The organism is Aeromonas sp. 603757, assembly GCF_049171255.1.
Classification (GTDB): Bacteria; Pseudomonadota; Gammaproteobacteria; order Enterobacterales; family Aeromonadaceae; genus Aeromonas; species Aeromonas veronii_A.
The window spans coordinates 171,316-197,469 of the sequence record NZ_JAAKOE010000003.1 but is presented as its reverse complement, the minus strand read 5'-3'; the positions used below and the strand labels follow the sequence as shown (position 1 = coordinate 197,469).

At 58.3% G+C, this 26,154-nt stretch carries 27 protein-coding genes, 1 tRNA gene and 1 riboswitch; of the genes, 16 read left to right on the top strand and 12 right to left on the bottom strand.

Features of this window, described 5'->3' with window-relative positions:
- The first annotated feature begins 328 nt into the window (after positions 1–328).
- Both G5332_RS04500 and aqpZ read left to right on the top strand, forming a co-directional pair.
- Positions 329–538, top strand: coding sequence for a DUF1653 domain-containing protein (locus tag G5332_RS04500; RefSeq protein WP_043851261.1), 210 nt, complete (start codon positions 329–331; stop codon positions 536–538).
- A 274-nt stretch (positions 539–812) separates the two neighbouring features.
- Positions 813–1,502 (top strand): aquaporin Z, encoded by a 690-nt coding sequence (aqpZ, locus tag G5332_RS04495; RefSeq protein ID WP_266134495.1) that lies wholly within the window; start codon positions 813–815, stop codon positions 1,500–1,502.
- 92 nt (positions 1,503–1,594) lie between these two features.
- Here the strand turns inward: aqpZ and G5332_RS04490 are convergent, their stop codons facing one another.
- Positions 1,595–2,344, bottom strand: coding sequence for a lytic transglycosylase domain-containing protein (locus G5332_RS04490; protein ID WP_421172015.1), 750 nt, complete (start codon positions 2,342–2,344; stop codon positions 1,595–1,597).
- A 325-nt stretch (positions 2,345–2,669) separates the two neighbouring features.
- Between G5332_RS04490 and G5332_RS04485 the strand changes: the two genes are divergently transcribed.
- On the top strand, positions 2,670–3,110 hold the full coding sequence (locus G5332_RS04485; protein WP_266134531.1) for a GNAT family N-acetyltransferase: 441 nt from the start codon (positions 2,670–2,672) through the stop codon (positions 3,108–3,110).
- A gap of 5 nt (positions 3,111–3,115) precedes the next feature.
- Here the strand turns inward: G5332_RS04485 and G5332_RS04480 are convergent, their stop codons facing one another.
- Positions 3,116–3,658 carry a DUF1439 domain-containing protein gene (locus G5332_RS04480; RefSeq protein WP_005344183.1) on the bottom strand — a complete coding sequence of 181 codons (543 nt, stop codon included), beginning with the start codon at positions 3,656–3,658 and terminating at the stop codon, positions 3,116–3,118.
- Between the two features lie 95 nt (positions 3,659–3,753).
- Here G5332_RS04480 and cls point away from each other — a divergent pair, with 95 nt between their 5' ends.
- Both cls and G5332_RS04470 read left to right on the top strand, forming a co-directional pair.
- A complete protein-coding gene (cls, locus tag G5332_RS04475) occupies positions 3,754–5,235 on the top strand; it encodes a cardiolipin synthase (RefSeq protein WP_266134494.1) in 1,482 nt (493 codons plus the stop codon).
- Between the two features lie 107 nt (positions 5,236–5,342).
- Positions 5,343–6,605 carry a DUF945 family protein gene (locus tag G5332_RS04470; protein WP_421249137.1) on the top strand — a complete coding sequence of 421 codons (1,263 nt, stop codon included), beginning with the start codon at positions 5,343–5,345 and terminating at the stop codon, positions 6,603–6,605.
- A 79-nt stretch (positions 6,606–6,684) separates the two neighbouring features.
- Here the strand turns inward: G5332_RS04470 and purU are convergent, their stop codons facing one another.
- A complete protein-coding gene (purU, locus tag G5332_RS04465; protein WP_421172013.1) occupies positions 6,685–7,521 on the bottom strand; it encodes a formyltetrahydrofolate deformylase in 837 nt (278 codons plus the stop codon).
- A gap of 259 nt (positions 7,522–7,780) precedes the next feature.
- Positions 7,781–7,937, top strand: a riboswitch (FMN riboswitch).
- A gap of 104 nt (positions 7,938–8,041) precedes the next feature.
- On the opposite strand from purU, the gene ribB reads away from it, so the two are divergent.
- Positions 8,042–8,695: a 3,4-dihydroxy-2-butanone-4-phosphate synthase gene (ribB, locus tag G5332_RS04460; RefSeq protein WP_193859982.1), complete on the top strand. Its 654-nt coding sequence runs from the start codon at positions 8,042–8,044 to the stop codon at positions 8,693–8,695.
- A 225-nt stretch (positions 8,696–8,920) separates the two neighbouring features.
- Positions 8,921–9,163 (top strand): Lpp/OprI family alanine-zipper lipoprotein, encoded by a 243-nt coding sequence (locus tag G5332_RS04455; RefSeq protein ID WP_005334342.1) that lies wholly within the window; start codon positions 8,921–8,923, stop codon positions 9,161–9,163.
- A 172-nt stretch (positions 9,164–9,335) separates the two neighbouring features.
- Here the strand turns inward: G5332_RS04455 and G5332_RS04450 are convergent, their stop codons facing one another.
- Together G5332_RS04450 and G5332_RS04445 are read right to left on the bottom strand one after the other, a co-directional pair.
- On the bottom strand, positions 9,336–10,184 hold the full coding sequence (locus G5332_RS04450; protein WP_421172012.1) for a tetratricopeptide repeat protein: 849 nt from the start codon (positions 10,182–10,184) through the stop codon (positions 9,336–9,338).
- On the bottom strand, positions 10,181–10,903 hold the full coding sequence (locus tag G5332_RS04445; RefSeq protein ID WP_421172011.1) for a 4'-phosphopantetheinyl transferase family protein: 723 nt from the start codon (positions 10,901–10,903) through the stop codon (positions 10,181–10,183). Before G5332_RS04445 ends, G5332_RS04450 begins: the two co-directional genes overlap by 4 nt.
- 275 nt (positions 10,904–11,178) lie before the next feature.
- On the opposite strand from G5332_RS04445, the gene G5332_RS04440 reads away from it, so the two are divergent.
- From G5332_RS04440 to G5332_RS04425, 4 genes are all read left to right on the top strand, one after another.
- Positions 11,179–11,667: a C40 family peptidase gene (locus G5332_RS04440; protein WP_421172010.1), complete on the top strand. Its 489-nt coding sequence runs from the start codon at positions 11,179–11,181 to the stop codon at positions 11,665–11,667.
- 148 nt (positions 11,668–11,815) lie between these two features.
- Entirely contained in the window at positions 11,816–12,787 is a 972-nt protein-coding gene (gene rlmF / locus G5332_RS04435; protein WP_201941364.1) for a 23S rRNA (adenine(1618)-N(6))-methyltransferase RlmF, read from the top strand.
- A gap of 245 nt (positions 12,788–13,032) precedes the next feature.
- The gene (locus tag G5332_RS04430) at positions 13,033–13,758 is read left to right on the top strand and encodes a MaoC family dehydratase (RefSeq protein WP_204483864.1); all 726 of its coding nucleotides are present in this window, start codon (positions 13,033–13,035) and stop codon (positions 13,756–13,758) included.
- A 244-nt stretch (positions 13,759–14,002) separates the two neighbouring features.
- Positions 14,003–15,418 carry an SLC13 family permease gene (locus G5332_RS04425; RefSeq protein ID WP_421222144.1) on the top strand — a complete coding sequence of 472 codons (1,416 nt, stop codon included), beginning with the start codon at positions 14,003–14,005 and terminating at the stop codon, positions 15,416–15,418.
- A gap of 66 nt (positions 15,419–15,484) precedes the next feature.
- Here G5332_RS04425 and G5332_RS04420 read toward each other — a convergent pair whose 3' ends face one another.
- On the bottom strand, positions 15,485–16,474 hold the full coding sequence (locus G5332_RS04420) for a DUF481 domain-containing protein (protein ID WP_323913161.1): 990 nt from the start codon (positions 16,472–16,474) through the stop codon (positions 15,485–15,487).
- Positions 16,475–16,513: 39 nt separating this feature from the next.
- Positions 16,514–17,470, bottom strand: a complete 957-nt coding sequence (locus G5332_RS04415; protein ID WP_227340957.1) for a L,D-transpeptidase family protein — start codon at positions 17,468–17,470, stop codon at positions 16,514–16,516.
- Between the two features lie 391 nt (positions 17,471–17,861).
- Between G5332_RS04415 and G5332_RS04410 the strand changes: the two genes are divergently transcribed.
- From G5332_RS04410 to tsgA, 4 genes are all read left to right on the top strand, one after another.
- A tRNA-Ser gene (locus G5332_RS04410) sits at positions 17,862–17,951 on the top strand.
- Between the two features lie 364 nt (positions 17,952–18,315).
- On the top strand, positions 18,316–18,897 hold the full coding sequence (locus G5332_RS04405) for a DUF1349 domain-containing protein (RefSeq protein WP_421172007.1): 582 nt from the start codon (positions 18,316–18,318) through the stop codon (positions 18,895–18,897).
- Between the two features lie 326 nt (positions 18,898–19,223).
- Positions 19,224–19,925: a purine-nucleoside phosphorylase gene (gene deoD, locus G5332_RS04400; protein WP_421172006.1), complete on the top strand. Its 702-nt coding sequence runs from the start codon at positions 19,224–19,226 to the stop codon at positions 19,923–19,925.
- Positions 19,926–19,978: 53 nt separating this feature from the next.
- Positions 19,979–21,142 (top strand): MFS transporter TsgA, encoded by a 1,164-nt coding sequence (gene tsgA, locus G5332_RS04395; protein WP_195878891.1) that lies wholly within the window; start codon positions 19,979–19,981, stop codon positions 21,140–21,142.
- A 97-nt stretch (positions 21,143–21,239) separates the two neighbouring features.
- Here the strand turns inward: tsgA and G5332_RS04390 are convergent, their stop codons facing one another.
- On the bottom strand, positions 21,240–21,917 hold the full coding sequence (locus tag G5332_RS04390; RefSeq protein ID WP_216951704.1) for a Crp/Fnr family transcriptional regulator: 678 nt from the start codon (positions 21,915–21,917) through the stop codon (positions 21,240–21,242).
- 163 nt (positions 21,918–22,080) lie between these two features.
- The gene (gene rimO / locus G5332_RS04385) at positions 22,081–23,409 is read right to left on the bottom strand and encodes a 30S ribosomal protein S12 methylthiotransferase RimO (protein WP_421172005.1); all 1,329 of its coding nucleotides are present in this window, start codon (positions 23,407–23,409) and stop codon (positions 22,081–22,083) included.
- A 293-nt stretch (positions 23,410–23,702) separates the two neighbouring features.
- Here rimO and G5332_RS04380 point away from each other — a divergent pair, with 293 nt between their 5' ends.
- Positions 23,703–24,827, top strand: coding sequence for an HD domain-containing phosphohydrolase (locus G5332_RS04380; RefSeq protein WP_227340941.1), 1,125 nt, complete (start codon positions 23,703–23,705; stop codon positions 24,825–24,827).
- A 163-nt stretch (positions 24,828–24,990) separates the two neighbouring features.
- Here the strand turns inward: G5332_RS04380 and G5332_RS04375 are convergent, their stop codons facing one another.
- The 3 genes from G5332_RS04375 to G5332_RS04365 are packed head-to-tail and all read right to left on the bottom strand — an operon-like array spanning position 24,991 to position 26,105.
- A complete protein-coding gene (locus G5332_RS04375) occupies positions 24,991–25,164 on the bottom strand; it encodes a hypothetical protein (RefSeq protein ID WP_421311138.1) in 174 nt (57 codons plus the stop codon).
- 54 nt (positions 25,165–25,218) lie between these two features.
- Complete coding sequence (locus G5332_RS04370) at positions 25,219–25,794, bottom strand: NifB/NifX family molybdenum-iron cluster-binding protein (protein WP_227340940.1); 576 nt, start codon at positions 25,792–25,794, stop codon at positions 25,219–25,221.
- On the bottom strand, positions 25,791–26,105 hold the full coding sequence (locus tag G5332_RS04365) for a DUF134 domain-containing protein (protein WP_005338107.1): 315 nt from the start codon (positions 26,103–26,105) through the stop codon (positions 25,791–25,793). Before G5332_RS04365 ends, G5332_RS04370 begins: the two co-directional genes overlap by 4 nt.
- Positions 26,106–26,154 lie beyond the last annotated feature (49 nt).

The following is a 26,154-nucleotide window of genomic DNA, read 5'->3' as shown; positions in this document are numbered from 1 at the left end:
AAATATCTTTTCCCCTATTCTTCACAGAATTGAATGCTAGAACAATCTTCTTTTTAGTAGATATTCCTGATTTTTAGCCCCAAAACAGAGTTATTAAAAGGTTAAATTCAGCACGATCGTTTGTGCTTGGCAAGGTTCACCAGTGAAAGATGGGGGAGTGATTAACAAAGCTACTCTACTGTGTTGAAATCTTCACGCTCTCTGGCACGATTGGCTTGTGTAAAAAAGCCTCTTCATCGTCATTTCCGACGAGAAAAAGCTGATACAACTGGCACTGGCCAGCGCATATTTCCCCTTTCCCGTCCTGTTCTATCTGCAGAGGTATCCCATGCATGCACCCACACCCGGTCGCTATCGTCACTTCAAGGGGGGCTACTATCAGGTGCTGACCCTGGCCAGCCATACCGAGACAGGCGAGCAGCTGGTGATCTATCAGTCGGAACAGGATGGCGCCGTCTATGCCCGTCCAGTCGCCATGTTCATGGAGTGGATTGAGCATCAGGGTCAGGTGGTCAGCCGTTTTTCGCCGATCAAGTGATCCGCTGGTGTGGCCCTGAATTGTTGATCAACAAATAGACAGAACAGGCCTTTGGAGTCATAAGTTGTCGCATGAGGCTCCTTGTTGGCAACAGCCTCTGTGTGGCTTGCTACTGATAAATATCTCTATTAATCAACCAATTGTGACTTGAGTCACGTTTTCTGGCGACTGGTAACCGGGTTCGCATCGGCTATTGCTGCTCCCATAATGCTGCGCGTGTTAACGCATGGCCCCTTTGCGGGCCTTTTTATCTCATCTTATCGGGAGACATACAGTGAAACCTGTTGCAGCAGAGTTTTTGGGAACCTTCTGGCTGGTATTGGGAGGTTGTGGCAGTGCCGTGCTGGCTGCAGCCTTCCCCCATGTGGGGATCGGCCTCTTGGGCGTATCGCTGGCATTCGGCCTGACCGTGCTGACCATGGCCTATGCCATCGGCCATATCTCCGGTTGCCATCTCAACCCGGCCGTCACCATCGGTCTGTGGGCTGGCGGTCGTTTTCCTGCTTCCGGCGTGCTCTCTTACATCGTGGCTCAGGTGCTGGGGGCAATTGCCGGTGCTGCTGTACTCTATGTGATTGCCAGTGGCCAGGCCGGTTTTGATCTCTCCGCCGGCTTTGCCTCCAACGGCTACGGTGAGCACTCTCCGGGCGGCTACAGCATGATGGCGGCACTGGTGTGCGAAGCTGTGATGACCGGCTTCTTCCTGTTCGTCATCATGGGCGCTACCGACAGCCGTGCGCCAGCTGTGCTTGCTCCGGTTGCCATCGGCCTGTGCCTGACCCTGATCCATCTGGTGAGCATTCCGGTGACCAATACCTCGGTCAACCCGGCCCGCAGTACCGGCGTTGCGCTGTTTGTCGGTGACTGGGCGGTCAGCCAGCTGTGGTTGTTCTGGGTTGCCCCGATTGTCGGTGCCATTCTGGGTGCGCTGGCTTATCGCCTGGTGGCGACGGAGCAGAAGTAATCATTTGCGAAACAAAGTGTGGTATCGACACGCCTGAGGGCGTGTTTTTTGTTTCTGGAGGAGTGAGATAAGAGAACTAACCAAGCCAAACGTCAGAGTCCCTTGGCCTGCAGCATCTCTTTGTAGCGCTGATGGAGCAACTGGACGCGCTCCACATAAGCGCGCGTTTCCGCATAGGGTGGGATGCCGCCATGTTTTTGTACGGCGCCCGCCCCGGCGTTGTAGGCCGCGGTCGCCAGCGCAATGTTGCCGTCATACTGCTTGAGCAGTCCCGCTAGGTATTTCACCCCGCCGAAAATATTCTGTTCCGCCAGCAGGGCATTGCCGACCCCCAGCTCCCGCGCCGTGGCAGGCATTAGCTGGGTCAGCCCCATCGCCCCCTTGCGGGAGACCGCCAGTGGATTGAAAGCCGATTCGGCGTGAATGAGCGCTCGGATCAGCGCAGGCTCAACCTGATAGGTCTTTGCTGCTGCCTTGATGGTGCTGGCATAGTCATAGAGAAACAGTCCTGTGGTCTGCCAGTTGACGCTGGATTTGGGGTCGCAGGCGAAGCAGTCGTTGAACAGCAGCAGTTCGTAATGGCCCTGTTCGGGCGCCATATCGGAGTAACGTACTACCCCGTTTTGCTGCACCGATTTATAGACCTGGATCTGCTTCTTGCCGCCAGCGGCGGTTGCCGCCGTTTGAGCGGTGTCGGGTTGTGGGGCGGGCGCAGCATGATTGACCGGGCGCAAGGGAGAGGGGGCTGCGGTCAGGAAGACCACCTCCGCGGGAGGGGGCGTCTGGCTCCATCCACTCAAGGGGATCAACACCATCTGGCCTGCCAGCATCCATGCTTTCAACCGTCACACTCCTTCCCTGGATCATCATGTTGAGTAAAGCACCATGGCGAGTGCAGAACAAGCGTACAAACAGGGAGTTGTGAAGTGGAGGGGGGATTTGACCGAGGGACGGGGGGATGCCGGAGTATGTCCAGGAGAGGCGCCAAAAGGTGGAATTTTCCGGTAGCTAATGGTCATAAGCGTCTTAGGGAAGTGCTCCAGCATGCTCGCTTTTTTGTTAATAAAAGGCATGCTATCTTGCTGGTGTAAGCTGGTCTGGCTAGTTAGTTTCAATCTATCTTATCTACTGATTATAAAGGAATTTTTTGTGTCAGGAATGCTGGCGATGGAACTCATCTTCGAGGAGTACTGTGACGCCGATCTCTCTCTCATCAAGGATTATTACGAGACGACTTTTTCCCACTATGTGCCGGATCTGGCAGAGCGGGTCTTTGTCGTACGTGATGCTCACTGGCTGGTGGGGGCGGTTCGGTTGCGGGACGAGGAGGAGTTTTATCATCTGTGCGGCTTTCGTCTGTTGCCTCACTACCAGTCGCTGGGATTGGGTTCACGGCTGTTGCAGCACGCCTGTCACGGTCTGGAGGACAAACCGGTAGTCTGTCAGGTACTGCCTTTCGAGAAACCCTTCTATCTCAAGGCCGGTTTTGCCGATATCTCCCTCAACCAATTGAGCGGTTCACTCTTCTCCCTTTATGAGCAACAGCAGCAGCAGGGTTATCAGGTGGAGCTGCTGGTACGGGATACCAGCCAGCCCCTCCTGAATTGAGCGGGCTAGCGGGGTCTGGTCAGCAGGTGGATTTTGCCTGGTGACAGCTCCAGCCCCAGCAGGTTTTCTTTCAGCCAGGCTTGTTGCGGATCCTTGTCATCCAGTCGGTAAACCGGTTTGCTCTCAAGACGCTTCTCCATGCTCTGCAGCAGCATACCGAGCATCATGCCGAACTTTCTCTCTGCCGCCTCCGGTTCCAGCTTGTACTCCACCAGTTTCATGTTGTCGAGAAACAGCGCGCTCTGGCTCTTGTCATAGCGGGGTCTTGCCTCATAGGTCATCTGCAGGCGGGCGTCATATTCGGTATTGTCGGGCAGGGCGATCTTGAGCTTGCCCTTGCCATAGACTCGGGCGGTGTCTGGCTGTTGACGGCCAATCTGGACATCGCTCTGCTCCAGCTTCACATGGGCCTTTATGATGCCGGGCAGCTCCAGCTGTTTGTCGACTTGCACCTGGGATTGCAGGTACTGATTGATCTGCTGCTCATTGATGTCATATGAGCCTTGACCTAGCATGGCCAGGCTGAGCAGCATGGATTGCAGAATCATGGGGGCAACCTGATAGAATGGATTTGCCTTACAGCATACCATTCCTGACTGGCAGGATCTGCCGACCACTGTTTGTTGATGAAAAGGAGTTACCGTTGCTAAACGGTCTGGAACATGATCTCCACCTGCTGTTCTCCCGCTTTCTGGGCTGGCTGCTACTGCTTTTTCATACCGTTATCGTCGCGGGTGTGTCGTTTCGGGTAGTGATGAAACGCCGCCCCATCGGGGTGTCGCTGGCCTGGCTGGCGCTGATCTACGCCATTCCGTTTGCCGGCGTCGGCTTTTACTTGCTGTTTGGTGAAATCAAGTTGGGGCGCCGCCGCGCCGAGCGGGCACAGGCCATGTATCGCCCTTACGCTATCTGGATTCGTCAGTTGGCCCGCCTTTTCCCCCAGCATTGCTGCGAGGTGGGGGAAAAGGCCCAACCATTGCACGATCTGATCCAGGGGCGGTTGGCCATGCCCATGCTCTCCGGTAACCGGATGACTCTGCTCAGCCAACCCGACCAGATCCTGCATGAGATTGCTCAGGATATTCGCCGCTCGACGCTCTCATGCTATCTGGAGTTCTATATCTGGCACCCCGGCGGTGATGCCGACGAGGTGTGTGAAGCACTGATGGAAGTCGCGCTGCGCGGCGTGGATTGTCGTTTGTTGCTCGATTCGGTGGGCAGCAAGCACTTCTTCCGCTCCGGGTGGCCGAAAAAGCTGCGCAAGGCGGGGGTCAAGCTGGTGGAGGTGCTGCCGGTCGGCGCCTGGCGCATTCCGTTCCAGCGGCAGGATTTGCGAATGCACCGCAAGTTGGTGGTGATCGATGACAAGGTCGGCTATACCGGCTCCATGAACATGGTGGATCCCCGTTTTTTCAAGCAGGATGCCGGGGTCGGCCAGTGGGTCGACATCATGATCCGGGTGCAGGGGCCCATGGTGCCGCTGATGTGGTCGATCTTTGTCTGGGACTGGGAGATGGAGACCGGCGAGCGGCTGCTCGACAGTCTGCAGCATGAGCCGGAAGCCTGGCCCCAGACCAACTACCGCGCCCAGCTGATCCCGTCCGGCCCCTTCGTCGGCGGCGACTGCATCCAGCAGAGCCTGCTGCTGGCCATCTATCAGGCGCGCAGCCATCTGGTGCTGACGACCCCTTACTTTGTGCCCGACGATCCGCTGGCGGCCGCACTCAGTTCGGCGGCGGCGCGCGGGGTGCAGGTGCAGCTGGTGTTGCCGGCACGCAACGACTCCATCATGGCCAATTACGCCTGCAACGCCTTTATGGAGGAGCTGCTGGCGGCCGGGGTGGAGATCTACCGCTACGATGCCGGTCTGCTCCATACCAAGAGCGTGCTGGTGGATGATGACTTCGCGCTGGTGGGGACGGTCAATCTGGATCGGCGCAGCCTCTGGCTCAACTTCGAGGTGACCCTGCTGGTGGATAACCCCTCGTTCGTGGCCCAGATGACCCGGCTGGTACAGGGCTATATGGCGGAAGCCACCCCGATGACCCTGGCCCAATGGCAGGCCCGCCCCTGGTACAAGAAGGCGATGGAGAACATCTTCTATCTCTTCAGCCCCTTGCTGTGAGGTGATGGCGAGCCACAAGAATGTTGGCTCGCCCTCTGATTGGACTTGCCTAGTCCCGAGCCCGCCCCGTAGAGTGCAGTGACAACTCCCTGGAGACACATGGATATATGAAAAAGATAGTGGCCCTCGCCGTGGGTGCGGCACTGGTAGGTGGTGGTCTGGCTGCGTGCTGGTACACGGGCAACAGCTTCGACAGCATCATGGCGGAGCAGATCGCCAAGGTGGAGAAAGAGAGCGGGCTCGACATGCAGTGGCTGCCGGGCAGCAGCAACCTCTTCACCCGTGACGGGGTCCTGAAGGTCGTGGTGACGCCGGAGGAGCTGGCTGCCATCGACAGCGAGCTGGAGGGCAGTCAGCCCATCGAGTTGCAACTTGTGGTCAAGAGCCAGATCCTGCCGCTCTACATCAAGAGCCACTTCCTGCTCGATACCCATAATGGCACGCTAGCGCCGGTTTTCACTGCACTGGGCATGGAGCAGTGGGAACTCGGTCTGGAGTCGGTCACCAGTCTCTGGACCCAGGGTAACAGCAGCCGTTTCTGGGCCAATGAATTCAAGATCAAACAGGGGCTGGACGAGTTCAGCTTCCTGCCCCTGAGCGGCGAGTTCCACGGCAATCTGGAGGGGAATGGTCACCTCACCATGACCTGGCAGGGGATGACGGTCCATGAAGAGCAGAGCAAGATGGACTTGGTGCTGGCCGATCTGAAAGGGAGTGCCGACATTGCCGAGATCAGCGGTGTGCTCCTCTCGCCCCAGAGCGAGATGACCCTTTCGGCCCTCACGGTGCAACTGCCTGACAGCGTCAAGGTTGCCCTGCAGGGGATGACTACCGAGACTCAGCTGACTGGTGATGATGCCCAGACCCTCTCCAGCAGCTATCAGATGAAGATTGCCAAGCTGGATCTGGAGAACGAGACCGACACCCTGGCGGTGACGGACAGCAAGTTGGCGCTCAACCTCAACGGTCTGGATCTGGAAGGGTATCAGGGGCTGCAGGCCGCCGGTGGCAAGGGAGTTGAAGATGCCGCCATCCAGCAGGCGCTGGACAAGATGCTCAAACGTGGTGCGACCCTGGAGCTGGCCGATCTCAGCGCCAAGCTCAACGGTGAGGCGGTGACCATGAAGGGGGACGTGAAGCTGGCCTCCACCTCGCTGGAGCAGCTGTTCAACAGCGACGCGGGGATGCAGGCCCTCTCCGGCGTGCTGCATGCCAGCCTCAGCGACAAGTTGGGCAAGGCGGTGCCGCAACTGGCCCCCATGCTCGATCAGCTGACCCTGATGGGTTATCTGAAGGCCGACCAGCAAGCGCTGACCTCCGAGCTGAAGCTGGAGAAGGGCGCGGTGACGGTAAACGATCTGCCGCTCTGACACTCGGCGCAGAAACAACAACGGCTCCCACGGGAGCCGTTGTTGTTTCTGGCGTTTGCATACGAGTCATGTGGGCGGATTACTTGAAGACCACCGTCTTGTTGCCGTAGACGAACACCCGCTCGTTCAGTACCAGCTCCAGCGCACGGCTCAGCACCGATTTCTCTACGTCACGGCCCGCTTTTGCCATCGCATCGGCACTGAAAGTGTGATCCACGTGGATCACGTCCTGCTCGACGATGGGGCCTTCATCCAGATCGTCGGTCACGAAGTGGGCGGTGGCGCCGATCAGCTTGACGCCGCGATCAAACGCCTGCCGGTAGGGGCGGGCACCGATGAAGGCGGGCAGGAAGGAGTGGTGGATGTTGAGGATCTTGCGCGGATAGGCCTCGACGAAGCTCGGGGTCAGCACCCGCATGTACTTGGCCAGGATCACATAGTCAGGCTCATAGCTGTCGATAATGGCGCGCACCTGCTCTTCATGCTCGGTACGGCTCAGCTCGCCATGGCTGACGGTGTGGAACGGGATATCGAACTTGCCGGTGAGCTCGGCCAGGGTATCGTAGTTGCCGATCACCGCGACGATATCCATATCCAGCGCGCCCGCGTAGTTCTTCATCAGAATATCGCCGAGGCAGTGGGTCTCTTTGGTGACCAGAATGACGATACGCTTCTTGCCCGCCTTGACCAGACGACGCTGGGCGCCGGTGGGCAGGGCATCATCGAGGTCGGCAAGCAGGGTCTCGTCGTTGAAGCGCCCCTCCAGCTCGGTACGCATAAAGAAGCGGCCATTCTCGTGATCCACAAACTCATCGTTCTTGATGATGTTGAGCTGGTGCTTGTAGCAGATGTTGGTGATCTTGGCGATGAGCCCTTTGGCATCCGGGCAATCCGTGAGCAATATTTTCTTTTCCATCTCTGTCATTTTCCGTTTGTGGTGTTGGCGCTGCTGTCTGCGCCGGCAGCGTTGTTCAGGCTCTCTTTTCGGGCCCTGTGTTTTTGTTTCGGGAACTATGCCATAAACCGATCCGAGCCATAAAGAAATTCGCCAGTCATGGCCTCGCACGCTGGCGAGCAGGCCGCAGAGCGGGATCCCGGGCGCAATGTTGAAACGCTTTTCAGCCTGCGGGGGATTTTGACTGGTATCTGCAACCGTTTTTCTTTAGGCTGTCTGCGCTTATTCTCAGGGCGGGGTGCAATTCCCCACCGGCGGTATCCCGATTGACTCGGGGAGCCCGCGAGCGCCCGACTTGGCTGATTGCCAGGTCGGGGTCAGCAGATCCGGTGAGATGCCGGAGCCGACGGTCATAGTCCGGATGAAAGAGGATAAGACAGACCTTGCCGTGTTGGCCCTTGTGGGCTGGCCGCTGCATGCCCGTCTCTGTCTGCCTTTCCATGCCCTGATTCTGGTCCTTGTCTTGTTTAGGAGTTTTACCATGAATCAGTCTCTACTCAGTGAATTCGGTGATCCCGTTGCCCGTGTCGAAGCGGCTTTATCTGCCTTGCGTGCCGGAGGCGGCGTGCTGGTGGCCGACGATGAAGATCGGGAGAACGAGGGCGACCTCATTTTCGCCGCCGAATCCATGACCAATGAACAGATGGCGTTGATGATCCGCGAGTGCTCCGGCATCGTCTGCCTCTGCCTGCCCGACGAGCGGGTTCGCCAGCTCGAACTGCCGATGATGGTGGAGGCCAACTCCAGCCACTACCAGACCGCCTTTACCGTGACCATCGAAGCGGCGCAGGGGGTCACGACCGGTGTCTCGGCGGCTGATCGCATCACCACTATCCGTGCAGCCATCGCAGACGGCGCCAAACCGGGTGATCTGCACCGCCCGGGTCATGTTTTCCCGTTGCGTGCGCGAACCGGTGGGGTGCTTACCCGCCGTGGTCATACCGAAGCGACGGTCGATCTGATGCAGCTGGCTGGCCTCAAACCGTTTGGTGTGTTGTGTGAATTGACCAAAGAAGATGGCTCGATGGCGCGTCTGCCAGACCTTGTTGCGTTCGGTCGCAAGCACCGGATGCCGGTGCTGACCATCGAGGATCTGGTGCAATATCGTCAATTGTTGTCAGAACGTACAGCCTGAGCCTCATACGAAATTGTAATAAGGCAAAAATTTGGTTAACCTTTGTCCGTGCCCCCACCACACGGCACTCATTTTTTAGACGAATCTGGACAAAAACTGTTCATTCAAAAAAAAATGAGGGTTTTAATGCATTTATCTGTGGTGGGGACTATGCAAAGTAGGATTTTTTTGTGCCATAATCACGCCGCTTGCTAAACGTCTGGCGAGTTCAAGGGAGCTTTAAAAATGAAAAAATTGTTGTTGGTAGGTGTTGTTGGTCTGTCCGCTCTGCTGGGCGGTTGTGCAAACACCAGCGAACTGGAAACTTCCGTTCAGAATCTGTCTAACAAAGTTGACCAACTGGCTCAAGATGTTAGCGCAGTTCGTGCTGATCAGTCCAAAATCGCTGCTGATGTTGCCGAAGCCAAGCAAGAAGCTATGCGTGCTAACCAGCGCATCGACAACATGGCTACTTCCTACAAGAAGTAATCCATGCGAAAAAAATGGCGCAGTTTTGCGCCATTTTTTTTTGCCTGAAATTCACAGTATCTCCACTATTCCCACAGCACCTTATTCCCACAGTACCTTCTTCGTACTTGACCCATGAGGTCATGCCGGTCTCCCGGCACTCCCCCATCATTACCAGCCAGTTCGATTCCGATCAGTAGAGCAGACTATAGAGTTTGCGACGGTAGCTCTGCGCCTGTGGTGTGTTACCCATAGTGGCGAGAATATCGAGATAGGTCTTTCTGGCTTCGCCGAATGCCAAGTCCCGTTTGAGGATCGCCAGCAGCAGTTCCAATGCCTCTTCCTGACGGCCGGCCTGGTTGTATTGCACAGCAAGTTCTTGTGCCAGACCAAAATCATCAGGCTGTTCTGCATGACGGGCTTCCAGCGCGCGCAGTTCCGGGCTGTCTGCCGCTTGCAGGGCCAGCGCCAGTCGTGAGCTCAGGGTATGGAAGTGACTTTCCTGTGCCACCATCGGGATGGTGCCGAGGCGCTCCTGCGCTTCATCCAGCAGGTTGAGGTCGAGCGCGGCCTGAATGAGCCACAGGCTGATGTCGTGACGTTCAGGGGCCAGCTGGTGTGCCTTGGTCAGATGGGCATAGGCGATGCTGGGCTGCTCGTCAGCCAGTGCCTGTTGCCCCTTGGCCAGCAACTCTTCCTCTTCTTTGGGGGTGAAGGCGGCGAAATACTGGCGCAGGGTGGCTTCATCCTGCGGCCCTTCGATGATCCCCTGTTCGTCAGGGCGACCCTGATGGAACAGCACCAATGCGGGTAGGGCGCGCAGGCCGAGCTGGCTGGCGAGCGGTTGCAACTGGGGATCGTTCATATCCACCTTGGTCAGGGTGACCTGCTCATTAGCGGGCCCAACCAGTGATTCGATCAGCGGTGTCATCCCCTGACACTCCGGCATCTGCGGAGCATGGAAATAGATTACGACCGGCTTCTTCATGGAGGCATCGATCAGTTCAGCGTGAAAATTCTGGGGAGTAATGTCGACGATCATGAGTTGGACTCTTCAGAAAGGGTGTTGAGTAACATGGGGTTGAGTGACTGGTAATTCAAGCGCTCATCAAGCCGGTAAAAGGTCACGGGGGTTGCCGCCGCCGCAAGACTGAGCCAGCCGCTGGCAAAGGGCCAATCCTGTACCTGATAAGGGGTGTCATCCAACCGGTTGTCGAGTCGCCACTCTTCATCCGGGAGAAACCGCACCTTCTCCAGCCCCGCCGCTATGCCGCCACCGTGGGCTTTCAGTACCGCCTCCTTGCGTGACCAGAGCCGGTAGAAGGCACTCTCCTGCTCTGGAGCAGGCAGCGCGCAGAGCCACTCATATTCACTCTGTGCATAAAACCGGCGGGCCAGGGGGAGGGGGTGATGCCGCCGTTTGCCCAGTTCGATATCCACCCCAAGCTGCCCCTGCGGGCAGAGCGCCAACACCAGCCAGCTGCCACTGTGGCTCAGATTGAACTGCCAAGCATCATCATGCAGTTGGGGCTTGCCGTGGGGGCCGTTGCAAAATTGCAGGCTGGCGGCAGGGCGTTGCAGCCTCTCGGACAACAGCTGGCGCAGCAGGGCGCGGCTCACCAGATATTCCTGACGCCGTTCAGGATGGGTCATGGTTTGCCAGATATGCAGCTCATCGGTTGACAACCATTCAGGCAATTGAGCAAGCAGTGCCTGGCATACCCTGGCCGGTTTTAACAAAAAAAGATCGGTTTCGATCATGATTTTTCACTTTAAAAAGGTGCTGAAGCAGGGATAAAAGCCAGTTATCTATGAGGCCAAAGGTCCTTTTTGCGATTGTATATTGTTTGGGCATGATCACATTAATTATGAAAAATCGTGCATTTCCTTGCAAAAATGTGAGCTTGATAGGGATTTTCACTTGCCTCGATAGAATTCTTGGATATAGTCGGGTGCTGTTGCCTTATAAATTGCCCTTTGGGGCCGTATTTTAACAAGATTTACTATTTTGCGGGGATAAAGGATTGCGCTACCTGATGCTACTGCTGGTCGCGCTCGGAATGGCGGGTTGTGCTTCGGCACCCCAACCCGAGGTCGCGAGCAAGATCGAAGTTTCCATGATGGAACCCGTTATTGAACCGGAAGCTTCGCAGACACCCGATGTGAATGAAATCCTGACAGTATACAAAGAGTGGCGCGGTACCCCTTACCGCTACGGTGGTACAACCGAACGTGGTATCGATTGTTCCGCCTTCGCCCGTGAAGTGTTTCGCAATGCGGTCGGTATTGAACTTCCCCGCGATACCCGCTCCCAAGTTCACGAAGGGACGCGCGTTTCCAAGCAGGATCTGGTCGAAGGTGATCTGGTCTTCTTCAAAATCAATCGTCGTCTCAACCACGTTGGTATCTATGTCGGCAATGGCGAATTCATTCACGCCTCGACTCGAGCCGGTGTGACCCGCTCCAAGCTGGACAGCCAATACTGGCGCAGCAAGTTCTGGCAAGCTCGCCGGATCGATATCTGAGTCAGGCTGGACAAACGGCTCGCAGTACGGACTGTTTTTCCAACCTCACTTGAACCGGGCTCGATAGCCCGGTTTTTTATTGCCCTCGTTTAGACTTTCCCGAGTCAAATCACTATAGTGTGGGCCCGTTTTCTTCGGCAGGCTCAGCATGAAACCCCGCATCCCATCAGCTGGTGGCCCCAAGTCGGGCGACCGCAAATCCGGACTTCACTCCCGTAATCGCCATCAGACGGGTTACGACTTTGAGGCGCTCTGCCTGCGAACTCCCGAATTGGCTGCCCACGTCTTTATCAATGACTACGGCACCCGCACCATCGATTTTGCCGATCCCGATGCAGTGAAGACCCTCAATCGCGCCCTGCTGGCCCATCACTACGGGATTGCCCACTGGGACTTGCCTGCCGGTTACCTCTGCCCGCCTATCCCGGGACGGGTGGATTACCTGCACTGGGCGGCCGACCTGCTAGCCGAGAGCGCAGGCCAGCTCCCTACCGGCAAGGGGGTGAGGGTGCTTGATATCGGGGTGGGGGCAAACTGCATCTATCCGTTGCTGGGGGCCCGCGAATATGGCTGGCGTTTTGTGGGATCGGATATCGATCCGGTCTCGGTCAAGGCGGCCACCCTGCTGGCCAAGAGCAACGGACTCGGCAACCAGATTGAGTGTCGCCTGCAGGGCAACCCCAACCATGTGTTTCGCGGCATCATAGGGCCAAAGGAGCGCTTTGCCCTGACGCTGTGCAATCCGCCGTTCCACGCGTCGCTGGAAGAGGCGAGCAAGGGGACGGAGCGCAAGCTGCGCAATCTGGGCAAGGAGGTGACAGGCGCTCCTGTGCTTAATTTTGGCGGCCAGAAGGCCGAGCTCTGGTGCGAAGGGGGCGAGGCGGCGTTTCTGGCCAACATGATTGCCCAGAGCAAGGAGTTTGCCACTCAGTGCCTCTGGTTCAGCTCGCTGGTGTCGAAAAAAGAGAACCTGCCGGGGGCGAAAAAGGCGTTGAGCCGGGTGGGGGCGCGTCAGGTACGGGTGATCGACATGGCGCAGGGCAACAAGGTGAGCCGGATCCTCGCCTGGTCCTTTCTGGATGAAGAGGGATTGCGTCGCGGCTGGTCGAGCGCGCGCTGAGTCCCCACCACAAGGCCCGATGAGGGCCTTTTTTCATGATGAGCCCCGCGAATTTCCCCTGCTGGCGGCATCTTTGGCAATCGATTTCCTCATTGGCAGATCGTGCTGGTTTACATGGTGTAAGTAGTTACTTCCGCCTTGGTACAGGTGTACGCCGAGATTTTTTTGCACTTACAGCTGAAACTTTAATAAAATAGGACTGGTTAGACCTCTTTACAGGCAATGAATCACATAGGGATCGGAACATGAAAGTTGTCGATTTTCTGAAGCGCAAGCGCGAAATTTTGGCGCAGCACCCCTTTGAGCTCAAGGATTGGCTCTCACCGGCGATCCGCGACTACTGGCGTGAGTTTCAGCAAAAGGCACATCTTCACCCTTTGCTGGGTCGTGTACTGGACTTGCAAACCGAGACCCAGAGCGAGCAGCAACAGGATGCAGCAACCGTGGCACGGGTGGCCAACGGTCAGCCTGCCGTGGCTCAGGAACCCGCTGTGGAGCTGGGAGCCGAGGCTGCCGAGCTCTATGCCGCCCTGCAGGCTCGCATTGGTGAAGAGACCCATGTGGGCGAGTGGCTGCACGTCAGCCAGCAGATGATCGATCAGTTTGCTGCCGTGACCGGGGATCATCAGTGGATCCACACCGATCCGGAGCGCGCGGCCGCCGAGTCGCCTTTCAAGACCACCATCGCCCACGGCTTCCTGACCCTGGCGCTGCTGCCGCAGTTGACCGGCTCGGTCGATGAGGCCACCCCCGAGTTCCCGACCGCCCGCATGGTGGTGAACTTCGGGCTGGATCAGGTACGTTTCCCGTACCCCATCAAGGTGGACAGCAACATCCGCGCCCGCACCAAGCTGGCCCGGGTCACCCCCATCAAGGGTGGGCTGGAGCTGCTCAAAGAGATCAAGGTGGAGATCGAAGGGATCCGTCGCCCGGGTTGCGTCATCGAGTCGGTGACCCGCATCTACTTCTGAGCCCCTCATCGGTATGAATGGTGAAACGGGCCCGCTGTCGTGTGCAACGAACAGCGGGCCCGTTTTTTTGCCTGTTTGTTGCAAGGTCTGAGGCGTCAGCCATCGCGCGCCGACCCCAGCTTGATATGACTCACAAAACGGTGCGCCGTGCAGTTAGCCAGCTCTCATTTTGGCGAGTTGGCCGCGTGAGGCGATAGCATGTTATGCCACTATTGGCTTCTTACTCCCGATCCTGGAGACAATAGTGCCCATCAATAACAAGATTATTCTGCCACTGCTGCTGAGCCTCGCCATCCTGCTGATCCCGACCCACTGGATCCCGCTGGAGGGGATCACCGTCATCGAGCAGCGGGTCGTGGCTATTTTCGTGCTGGCCGCCCTCTGCTGGATCCTGGAGCCCATCCCTATCTTCGCCACCTCGGTGCTGATCATCGTGCTGGAGCTGCTGTTGCTCTCCGACAAGGGGCTCTGGTTCATGACTGCCGACAAGGCCGAACCGGGGTTTGGTGAGCTGCTCAAGTCCACCGAGGTGATGGCGACCTTTGCCTCGCCGGTCATCATGCTGTTTCTCGGCGGTTTTTTCCTCGCCATTGCGGCGACCAAATACCATCTGGACGTCAATCTGGCGCGGGTGTTGCTGCGCCCGTTTGGTCAGGATCCCCGGATCGTCATGCTGGGGCTGATGTTGATCACCGCCACCTTCTCCATGTTTATGAGCAATACCGCCACCACCGCCATGATGCTGGCCATCCTTACCCCTGTGCTGGCGGCATTTCCCGACAAGGACCCGGCCAAAGTCGGCTTTGTGCTGGCCATTCCGCTGGCGGCCAACCTCGGCGGGATCGGCACTCCCATCGGTACTCCGCCCAACGCAGTGGCCCTCAAATACCTGACCGGCGAGCATGCCATCTCGTTCGGTCAGTGGATGGGATTTGCGGTGCCCTTTGTGGTGTTGCTGTTGCTGCTTGGCTGGTTCCTGCTGGGGCGCTTCTTCCCGAGTTCCCTCAAGCGGATGGATCTCAAGATTGAGGGGCGCTTTATGCAGACCCCCCGCGCCTGGGTGGTCTACCTCACCTTTATCACCACCATAGTACTCTGGCTGCTGGGGGATCTGCACGGCATGAGCTCCTACGTGGTCGCCATGATCCCGGTGGCAGTGTTCCTGACCACCGGCATCATCACCAAGGACGATCTGCACAAGATCTCCCTCGATGTGCTCTGGCTGGTCTCGGGTGGTATCGCGCTGGGGCTGGCGCTGGAGGACTCCGGGTTGGCCGAGCGGCTCATCACCCACATTCCGTTCCACGAATACTCCACGCTGGCGGTGCTGATTGGTGCCTGTCTGCTGGCAGTGGTGATGGCCAACTTCATGTCCAACACCGCAACCGCCAATCTGTTGCTGCCACTGGTGGCGGCACTGGCGGTCAGCATGCCGGAGCTGGCCGAGTGGGGCGGCAGCCACACCTTGATCCTGGCGGTCACCATTTCGGTTTCGCTCGGGATGTCGCTGCCCATCAGTACCCCGCCCAATGCGCTGGCCCACGCCACCGGTCTGGTGGAGAGTCACCAGATGGTGCGCATCGGCGTCATCATGGGGTTGGTCGGCACCCTGCTGGCGATGGTATGGATCTACCAGATTGCCGCCTGGGGGCTGATCTAGCGAGCCTGTCTGCCTAAAGCAAAGAGGAGCCGAATTGGCTCCTCTTTGCGTGTTGGGGATCCGGGGCTAGAAACTGACGCCAAGGCTGAGCAGGTGTCTTAATTCGCTCTCGCGGGGTTCCGGGCTGCCTGTGTCGACAAGGATGTCAGCATCTTCCCAATTCAGCTCACTCGACCAGGAGAGGCGCAGATGGTCATTGAAGTAGTAGCGCAACCCTATGCTGCCTTTCAGGTCCTGATTACGGGTGACATAGGGGGAGGGTTGTGCCAGATATTTCAGATAGCGCCCCTGGCTGAACAGTTCCATTTTCTCCTGCCAGAGGGAGAAAGGTTGGCGATAATCCCAGTTCAGGCCAGCGAAGGGGTAGTCTATGACCCGTTCACCCAGAAAAACGCCGGTGATCTTGCTATCTTCACGGAAGTAGAGCCGACTTAGCCCCCCTTGGGCCATCAGCTCCAGTCGGCGGCGCTTGTCGTTCCAAAAGCGATAGCCAGGCCCCGAGCCATAGTCCATGTAGAGATAGCGATCTTTATCCAGCATGTCATATTCGGCATCGAGTGAGGTACGCAAGAACCACTGCTGGTTGAAGAAGTAGTCCAGCGTAGGGTTGAGCTGATAATCATGGCTGTCGGTGACGTTGTCAGCGGTCTCATAGGTATATTCACCGGAGAAGCTGTAACGCCAGTCCAGATTGGCCAGCTCGCTTTTCCACTTGAGGTTGACGTTGTTGGTCTGCTTGTCATTCTGTTTGAGTTTGACATTGAGATCGCCGCTGCCGGTCCAGAGCCAGGCGTTGCGTTCATCCTGGTCATCCTCGAACAGCTTGAGCCCACCCTTTGCCGTCGCCTTGGGTTTGTCCTCTTTATCGATACGCCAGCGTTTGATGGCCTCTCGCTGGACGGTGACTGCGCCGCTGTAGGGAAGGGCGATGCGCACCGACTGTTCGGTCACCTCCTCGATGTTGCCGGTCAGACGATCGCCATTGTTCATCCAGAGAATGTCCTTGGCCCACAAGGAGTGACAGACCAACAGGAGCAGGAGGGGCAGGAATTTCATGAGGTAAGGTGACTCCGGTGCGACTCGGGCGCTGGTGACTTAACCACTGACAAGTTGGCTGCTGATGGGGCGGGGCAGGCCATTTTTGCTCTCCAGCGCCGCCGTCACCTCATCCTGCATCACGTCAGGTGCACTGATAAAGCTCTCTATGGCCGGAGATAGCACCAGCGGGGCGCCATTTTCAAGCTCCTCTTCGGTGCGGGAGAGCGGGGAGTGCACCTCCAGCCAGCGCCTACCATCCGGTTCGATGGCGACCTTGACCGGTTGATTGATGACCCGCACCGGCGTGCCGATCGGCACAATCTTGAACAGGGCCTCAATATCGTCAGGTCGCAGCCGGATGCAGCCTGCACTTACCCGCAGGCCAACGCCAAAATCCTTGTTGGTGCCGTGGATCAGGTAGTCGCGCTTGCCATAGCCAAGGCGCATGGCGAACTTGCCGAGGGGATTCTCCGGGCCGGGGGGCACCACGGCGGGCAGGGTGATCCCTTTTTGCTCCAGCCAGGATTTGCGCACCATGGGGCCGGGTACCCAGGTCGGGTTGGGATTCTTCTCGATGACGGTGGTGGTCATCTCGGGTGTTTCGCGGCCGATATCGCCAATCCCGATGGGCAGCACGATGACCTCGCTCTTCCCTTTGGGGAAGTAGTAGAGGCGCAGTTCGGGCAGATTGATGACGATCCCCTCGCGAGGCACATCAGGCAGCAGCATCTGGGTGGGCAGCGTCAAGCGGGTGCCCGGCTTGGGTAAATAGGGGTCTACACCCGGATTTGCTTCAAGCAACGCCAAAAATCCAATTTGTGTATTTTTGCCAACCAGCTCCAGATGTTCATTCTGCTGGATGATGTAATCCTCCAGCTCACCGATGAGGCGACTCCCTGCAGGTGGCAGCGGGTAGCGTTTGGCCTCTGCCGGTGTGGCACAGAGCAGGATGGCTGCCAGCAGCAGGGAAAGGGCGGGCGTTATGGAGAGGGGCATGAGTTTTGGCAATCGCATAAGAAGATCCATCAGTTCAATCGGGGCGGAACATCATCAACACAGCCGCCAGAATGGCGCGATTGTTCCTCAATCAGCCTATGATTACCAGCTTGCCGCGCACCCGCAATGATTTGGGGATACATAGGAAACCTGCCAAAATCGGCATCACCCATAAACTTGAGCGCCAAGCAGGAAAAAGAGGCGACTCATGGCAATGGGGGAATATCACGACGTGGATAATGGCCGGGTGTGCGAGCGGGTGGATACAGAGCCATACAAGAGTGGCCTCGCAACGCAGGCCGTGCGTGAAGCATTGTGAGCCTGCTCCCAGATAGCTGATTCAGCCATTTGATATCTAAGAAATTTTTATTGCATCCTCGGTCCAGCTCGGGTAAAAATCTCATCCCACGGAGAGATGCCGGAGTGGCCGAACGGGATTGACTCGAAATCAATTGTGGCAGCAATGCCACCCAGGGTTCGAATCCCTGTCTCTCCGCCACATACCAAGCCCAAGCAATTAAATTGCTTGGGCTTTTTCGTTTCGTGTGATGCCTGATATGCCATCTGATGTTGGCGGGCTTGAAGCGTCCCCTCTATCGACCACCTGTTAGTCGACTCGAGCCCATATCGAGATGTCTTATCGTCGTGCAATAGGGGCCCCCTTTACTTGCCCGATCGCCTATCGGTTGCAAGGTTGGCCCCAACGGCTTGCTCGCCAGTCATGATGGCGACACAATGGCGTCCCTTTGGTTGGCCGCTCGCAGCTGGGGCTCGTGGCCGAATGGCCAGCGATAATATGAGCGCGCCCGAGTGTTATGGGCCGGTGACAACGGGAAACATGGCGAGAACAGGAGCAAAAGAGGATGAGGGAAGGGCTTGAATGGTGCTGGCTCAATGAACCGGCCGAATGGCACAAAACAAGCGACGGCTTGCTGGTGGTAACGGACAAACAGACCGATTTTTGGCGCAGCACCTGGTATGGTTTCGAGCGCCACAGTGGGCATCTCTATGGCTGTGAGGTCGAGGGTGAATTTACCTTTCAGGTCTGTGTCGAAGGGGAGTTCACCACCCTCTACGATCAGGCAGGGCTGATGTTGCTGCAAGACGAGGCGCACTGGCTCAAAGCGGGGATAGAGTACAACGATGCCCAGCCGATGATCGGCAGCGTGCTCACCAATCTGCGATCTGACTGGGCCACCGGTATTTTCAGCGGCAATCCGCGCCGTTTCTGGCTGCGCCTGACCCGGCTGGCCGATTGTCTGCGTCTGCAATACTCCACCGATGGCGAGGTGTGGCCACTGCTGCGGCTCGCTCCGTTCCCGCCAGGCGAGCGCTGCTTTATCGGAGTGATGTGCTGCACCCCCGAGCGACAGGGGTTGGCGGTGCGTTTTTCGGATCTGCGCCTCACGCAGCCCCTTGGCAAGGCACTGCATGATTTGAGCTAGCCAGCCCATGGCTGGCATTGCGTGTCAACCGGCAGAGTGAACAATGCCATCGGCCCGCAGCGTCAGTTGCAGGGTCTATCGAGCGGGAGGGCCGTTACCCTCCCGCTTTTTTATGCCGGTAGGTCGGGAATGGCGGGTGGCTGTGATGGGCAAGCCTTGGCAAGCAACGTCGAAAAGCATGCGGTATGCGATGTAGCGACAACAAGTTGCCGGAACTGGGATCTCGATCGGGGCAACAGGACTTTTGTCCTGCAAGGGGAGGTGGGGTGGCGGCTAGGATGGCCACATCAAAACAATAAAACGAGTCAAACTGGAGCACAACAACCATGACCGCTCATATCAATGCCAACCCGGGCGATTTCGCCGAGACCGTCATTATGCCGGGGGACCCGCTGCGGGCCCGCTATATCGCCGAGACCTTTCTGACCAATGCACGCGAGGTGACCAATGTGCGCAATATGCTGGGCTACACCGGCTATTACAACGGCCAGCGTATCTCGGTGATGGGCCACGGCATGGGGATCCCCTCCATGGTGCTCTACGCCCACGAGCTGGTGAACGACTTCGGGGTCAAGCGGATCATCCGCATCGGCAGTCTGGGAGCGACCCAGCGCCACGTGCAGATGCGCGACGTCATTCTGGCGCAGGCGGCGGGCACAGATTCCCCGACCAATGCCAAGCGCAGCGCCGGTTACCAGATGGCGACCTCGGCCGACTTTGCCCTGCTGCACAAGGCGTACACCCAGGCGCAGGAGAAGGCCATTCCGGTCAAGGTGGGCAATATCTTCACCGGCGACCTCTATTACGATCCGGATGAAAACCTCATTCCGGCGCTGGAGAAGTTCGGCGTGCTCGGCATCGACATGGAGGTGGCCGGTCTCTACGGGCTGGCCCATCAGCAGGAGATCGAGGCGCTCGCCATCCTGACCGTCTCCGACCACTGCCTGACCGGTGAAGAGACCACTGCCGAGGAGCGGCAACTCTCCTTCAACCAGATGATCGAGCTGGCGCTGCACACCGCGCTGTAAGCGCCGCGGCCCGCCCAACCCTGCACGCACCCTGACCCCAAGAGAGATCCAATATGAACAATAAGCTCTCCCTCACTGCCATCAGCTTCCTGGCCAACTTCGTGATGGCCGGTTTTGCGACCCAGTTCGGCATGCTGATCGACCCCATCGCCGCCAAGTTCGGCGCCGACGTCAATCAGGTGGCCTCCATCTTCTCCCTGCTCAACGGCGGGGCGCTGGCGGGCACCATTGCCGCCTTCTTCCTCATCGAGAAGGTGGGCCTCAAGCGGATGACGCTGCTCTGCTACGGCCTGATCGCGCTGGCGGCGGCTTCGCTTCATCTGACCGGCTCGCTCTATGTGGTGATGGCGGCCATGACGGTGATTGGCCTGTGCGGTGGGGTGGGACTCTGCATTGCGGGGACTCTAGTGGTGAGCGTCTGGCAGGCGCGGATGCAGAGCACCATGCTGGTGGTGCAGGATGCCACCTTCAACGTGGCCGGGGTGGTCTTCCCGCTTGTCACCACCTATACGCTCACTCACGCCATGGCGTGGAGCTGGAGCTATCTGGCGGTGGGCGTGGTGGCACTGGCGACCATGCTGGTGGCGGTGCTGACCAACTTCCGCAGCTGTGAGGCGGGCGGCGAGAGCGCCGGCAACGAGCACTCGGAGTGGAACCTTGGCATCATCAGCGGTGGGCTGGGGCTTTTTCTGGGCATGCTGGCGCTCTACACCTTCCTCACTTGGGCGCCCATGTTCGTGAAGAACAAGTTCGGCATCCCCTTCGAGGAGGCGGGCAACATCATCACCCAGTACTGGACGGCGGCCCTGCTCGGCGCGCTGGTGTCGACCGCCATCGTGACCCGCATTGCGATCCGCACCTTCCTGTTGGTGATCATCACTCTGGCGATGGGGATGACGGCGCTTATCGTCACCACCGACAACCTGAGCCAGCTGCCATACCTCACCTACGGTTACGGCTTTGTCTGCGCCGCGCTCTACAACGCCTTTATCGCCTACGGGGTGTCGTTTGTGCGCCAGGCATCGAGCAAGAACGTCTCCTATATTCTCATCAGCGGCAGCGCGGGGGCCATGTTCAGCCCGGCCATCAGCGCCCTGTTCGAGCAGGTGATCGGCCTGCAGGCGGTGATGTACGCCATCCCGCTTATCTACGGCGTGATCCTCGCCATGCTGGTAGCCTCGCTGCGCATGGCCCGGCCTCAGCCCTGTCTCGCCTGAGCGGGGGAGTAAACAGCAAGAGGGGCGGTATAAACCGCCCCTCTTTTTTGTTGCTGTTCCGCTTGTTGCTGCTCAGTCGGCAACTGAGGCCTGCGACTTATGGCTGCTCCAGAAAGGCCTTGAGCCCCGCCAGATCGCGGATCTGCAATCCCTCTTCGCCGCGCTCCACCAGTCCCTTCTCCATCAGCTCTTTCACCGCCCGCCGGTAGACCCGGTCGGTCGTGCCGAAGCGTTCCGCCTCCTGATACCCCTTGCGAAAGCCGCTCACCGGGTTGTGGTGGCAGTGGCTGTGATAGAGGTCGAGGGCGATGTTGTAGCTGATGGGGTAGAGCATGCGGCAGGTGAAGATATCCACCGTGTCCTGATAGTCGATGGCAATGGCGGTGGCAAAGAAGAGCGCCACCTTGGGGTGGGCGACCAGCGCCTGCTCCAGCTGCTCGCCGTCGATGCGGGCCACTTCCAGCGGCTCCTCGGCGATGATGTCGAGCTGGCAGCGGTAGCCGGTGAAGAACTCCATCTCGCCAAACAGCTGGTTGTCGCACTCCAGGGTGCCGAGCTGAAAGCGGCGGCCATTCATGGCGGTGTGGCCCATGGCGATGCGGCCGCCCGGTACCAGCACCAGATCACGCAATAGCTCCCCCTGACGCATCAGGGGCTCCCCCTCGGGGATCAGATGCTGCTCCGTGATGCAGGATTGCACTACCTGCACGATAAGATCATGACTGGCCTGCCAGTGGGGCTGAAAGCGTCCCTTGAGAAGGGGTTTGAGTTGCATGGGATTTCGAGTCGTCGCCAAACAGAAACGACTATTACACACCCTTGCATACGGATATGCCAGTTTTGTACCGCAAAGTGGGGCTTACTGGTGTAGAAGTGCAATCTGGAAGCATAAAAAAGCGCCCGAAGGCGCTTTTTCATTGAGCGGTGGTCAGCAAGGGTTAGCTAATCAGGCTGGCCCACAGGTCATATTCGTCGGATTCATCGATCCGCACCTTGACCATATCGCCCGGCTTGAGGCCGGTTTCGCCGTTGAGGTAGACCAGACCGTCGATCTCCGGCGCATCGGCGAAGGAGCGGCCAGTGGCACCCTCTTCATCCACTTCGTCGATGATAACGGTCATCTTCTGACCCACTTTGCGGGCCAGCTTGCGGATGGAGACCTGCTGTTGCAGCTCCATAAAGCGCTGGAAGCGCTCTTCCTGAATCGCTTCCGGTACCGGATCCGGCAGCTCGTTGGCCAGCGCCCCTTCGACCGGGCTGTATTTGAAGCAACCGACCCGATCCAGCTCCGCCTTGTCGATAAAGTCCAGCAGCATCTGGAAATCTTCCTCGGTCTCGCCCGGGAAGCCGACGATAAAGGTGGAGCGCAGGGTGATCTGCGGGCAGATCTCGCGCCACTTCTGGATCCGCTCCAGGGTGCGCTCGACCGAACCCGGGCGCTTCATCAGTTTGAGGATGCGCGGGCTGGCGTGCTGCAGCGGGATGTCGAGGTAGGGCAGGATCTTGCCATCACGCATCAGCGGGATGACGTCATCCACGTGCGGGTAGGGGTAGACGTAGTGCAGACGTACCCAGATATCGAGCTTGGCCAACTCTTCGCACAGGGCGACCATGCTGGTCTTGACCGGCATGCCGTCGTAGAAACCGGTGCGGTGCTTCACATCGACGCCGTAGGCGGAGGTGTCCTGGGAGATCACCAGCAGCTCCTTCACGCCGGCCTCTTTCAGACGCTTGGCTTCGGCCAGCACGTCGCCGATGGGGCGGCTCACCAAATCCCCGCGCATGGAGGGGATGATGCAGAAGGTGCAGCGGTGGTTGCAGCCTTCGGAAATCTTCAGATAGGCGTAGTGGCGCGGGGTCAGCTTGACGCCGTGGGCCGGAACCAGACTGGTGAAGGGGTTGTGCTGCGGCTTCTCCACATATTTGTGGACGTGACCCAGCACCTCTTCATAGGCGTGGGGGCCGGTGATCTCGAGCACCTTGGGGTGGATCTCGCGGATCTGGTTCTCTTTGGCGCCGAGGCAGCCGGTGACGATCACCTTGCCGTTCTCGGCCAGCGCTTCGCCGATCGCTTCCAGCGACTCTTGCACCGCGCTGTCGATAAAGCCGCAGGTGTTGACGACGACCAGCTCGGCATCGTCATAGCTGGGCACCACATCGTACCCTTCGGTACGCAGCTGGGTCAGGATGCGTTCTGAATCGACCAGGTTTTTGGGGCAACCCAAGGAGACGAATCCTACTTTGGGGGCCTGTTTTGTGTTGGACATCGCTCAATCACTCTTAGGTGGCTCTTCTTTAAGGGCGCGGATTTTACCGGAATGGTTAACCAAAAACTATACAGCCAGCATGGCAGAACTGAACAATATCTCCGAGTGGGCAGGATTGGGCCGTGCGAATAGCGGCTGATGGTGGAGCCCTGACTGGCGCGCAGTCCCTGCTGCACAGGTTTGTGACTGGTAATATGCATTGCTGACTTATTAGTCAATTTCGCGGTCTGTGGCTGGGAACCCTGTCACGGGTACCCCTATACTCCCATCATGGTGATCCGGTGGAGAAGGCAATGGAAAGTTCATTTGGCGAAAGAATGCAGAATCTGCACGCTACGCTGCGCGAGCGTTTTGACAAGCTGAGTCGGGTGGCCATTGCGATTTACGATCCCCATACCGATCAGCTCAAGACCTTCGCCCACAGCACCGAGGGGCCCTCGCCGCTGGTGCAGTATGAGGTGAAGCTGAGCGATGTTCCATCCTTGCGCTATCTGGCGGAGCACAAGCACCCCCGGGTGCTTGGCAATCTCGATGCCCTGCGTGGTTCCGCGTCGGAACACAGCCGCAAGCTGCTGGAGGCGGGCTATGCCTCCAGCTATACCGAGCCGCTGTTGTTCAACAGCAAGCTGTTTGGTTTTCTGTTTTGCGATGCCATGGAGCCGGGCTATTTCGATGAGTCGATCCAAAGCGAGCTGTCGGCCTATGCCCAGATGTTGTCCGCCATCATTGCGGTGGAGTTCTTCTCTATTCAGACCCTCGGCGGCGCGCTGACCACGGCACGTGAGTTCAGTCGCTATCGGGATGAGGAGACCGCCAACCATCTGCATCGGATGTCGGCCTACTCCCGACTGATCGCCAAGACGCTGGCCCCGACTTGCGGGCTGAGCGACGAGGAGGTGGAGTTTGTCTACCTCTTCTCCGAGCTGCACGACATCGGCAAGATCGCGGTGCCGGATGCCATTTTACTCAAGCCGGGCAAGCTGACCCCGGAAGAGTTCGAGATCATGAAGGTTCACACCAGCAAGGGGCGAGAGATGATCAGCCTGATGATCAATGAGTTTGGCCTCGATGGCATTCACCACACCGATATGCTGACCAACATCATCGCAGGCCATCATGAGCGTTTTGATGGCACCGGTTATCCGCTGGGCCTGGCGGGGGAGGCGATCCCGCTGGCGGCGCGTATCGTGACGGTGGCTGATGTTTTTGATGCCCTGACCAGCGAGCGCCCCTACAAGCAGGCCTGGCCGTTCGAGACGGCGTTTGCCTATCTGGAGGAGCATGCCGGCAGCCAGTTTGATCCCGCCTGTGTCGCTGCGGCCCTGCACAACAAGGCCGAGTTTTATGCCATCTATCAGCAGTATCAGGATCCCGCCAGTTCATCCGGTGTGGCGGCCAGTGGCGCAGAGCCGGGTTGAGCGTGTGTGATGAGCTTAAGGGGCAATACGGCGGATCAAGCATGACGAGGAATAAATAGAGAGGGGGCACCAGCAGGTGCCCCCTCTCTTTTATGCGCCTTTCTATTCCATGCGCACTTATTTTGTCGACCTTGTAACTGCGGCTATGGCGTTTGCGATCAGGTTACTTTTTGGGCGTCGGCTCGCTGATCTGGTAGAGGTGATCCGCGCAGGCGCTGGAGCAGCCACAGGGGCGCACCTCTTTATCTTCCCGCTTCTGGGCAAGCTGGTATTGGCGCCACCAGATGATGGTGCCCATGGCCAGGATCAGTACGAACGAGGCGAGCAGGCTCAACAACTAGATGGACATGATCTCTTCTCCCTGATGGTGATGACATGCACGGCGATGGCATCAGTGATGATGGCAGCAACCGCCCTGCTGGTTGGCGCCTTCACTGCCGTGGCAACAAGTATGGCCTTGTCGTGAGCTCTCTGCCTGATTGCCACTACTGGCGCAACAGTGATCGGAGCCACTGTTGCAACCACCGTGACAATGGGGGTGGCCTGCGCCGACGGGCTGGATGGCATGGATAGTCGCCTTGCTCTGATGACGACGAGACGGACGGCCCTGACTTGCCTCGGTAAGAGGTTGCAAATTGGTGGGGGCTAGCAGCGCGGGCAGCGGCAGGCGGGCAGAGCGACACTGCAGCACCCGGATATTGACCGCCAGCAGGCGCCCCAGCATTCGCTCGCCGATATTGCGCACCACCACCTGACCCACCTGATGATGGGCGAGGGCGTCGAGCAGCGCTTGCTTGCCGTGGCAGCCTTCGGCGGCGGCCGGATTGGGCAGGGTGGCGATAACGTTCCCTTCGGGGTTAAGAATTTGCAGCTGCTCGGCACGGGTAAAGTGGCCAGCCAGCAACCCCTGACTCAGCATCAGGGCGCTGTTGCAGAGGGTGGTGGTCATGGTTGTGACAGCATTCATGTCGGCTCTTCTCCACTGGTTGGGTGGTCGGGCTCGGCGGGTTGCATCATCAATGCCTTGCCCAGACTCAGACACTCCACCACCTTGTAGCGCCCTTTTTTCAGGATATTGGCCAGGGTCTGGCGGGAAACCCCCATCACCAGGGCGGCCTCCTGCTGTTGCATTCCTTGAAGGTCGACGAGGCGCAGTGCCTCGAACTCGTCAGGGGCCAGCGTGACCTGTTCCAGCTGATGCATGGGGCGGCCGTTGGGTTTGAAGCAGCTGTTGGCGGGGCGGCCACAGATCTGGCGGGCAATCTTGGGTCTTGGCATGGTGGCTCCTAATTGGCATAAGCCATTTATACGCTCATATGTAGCATAT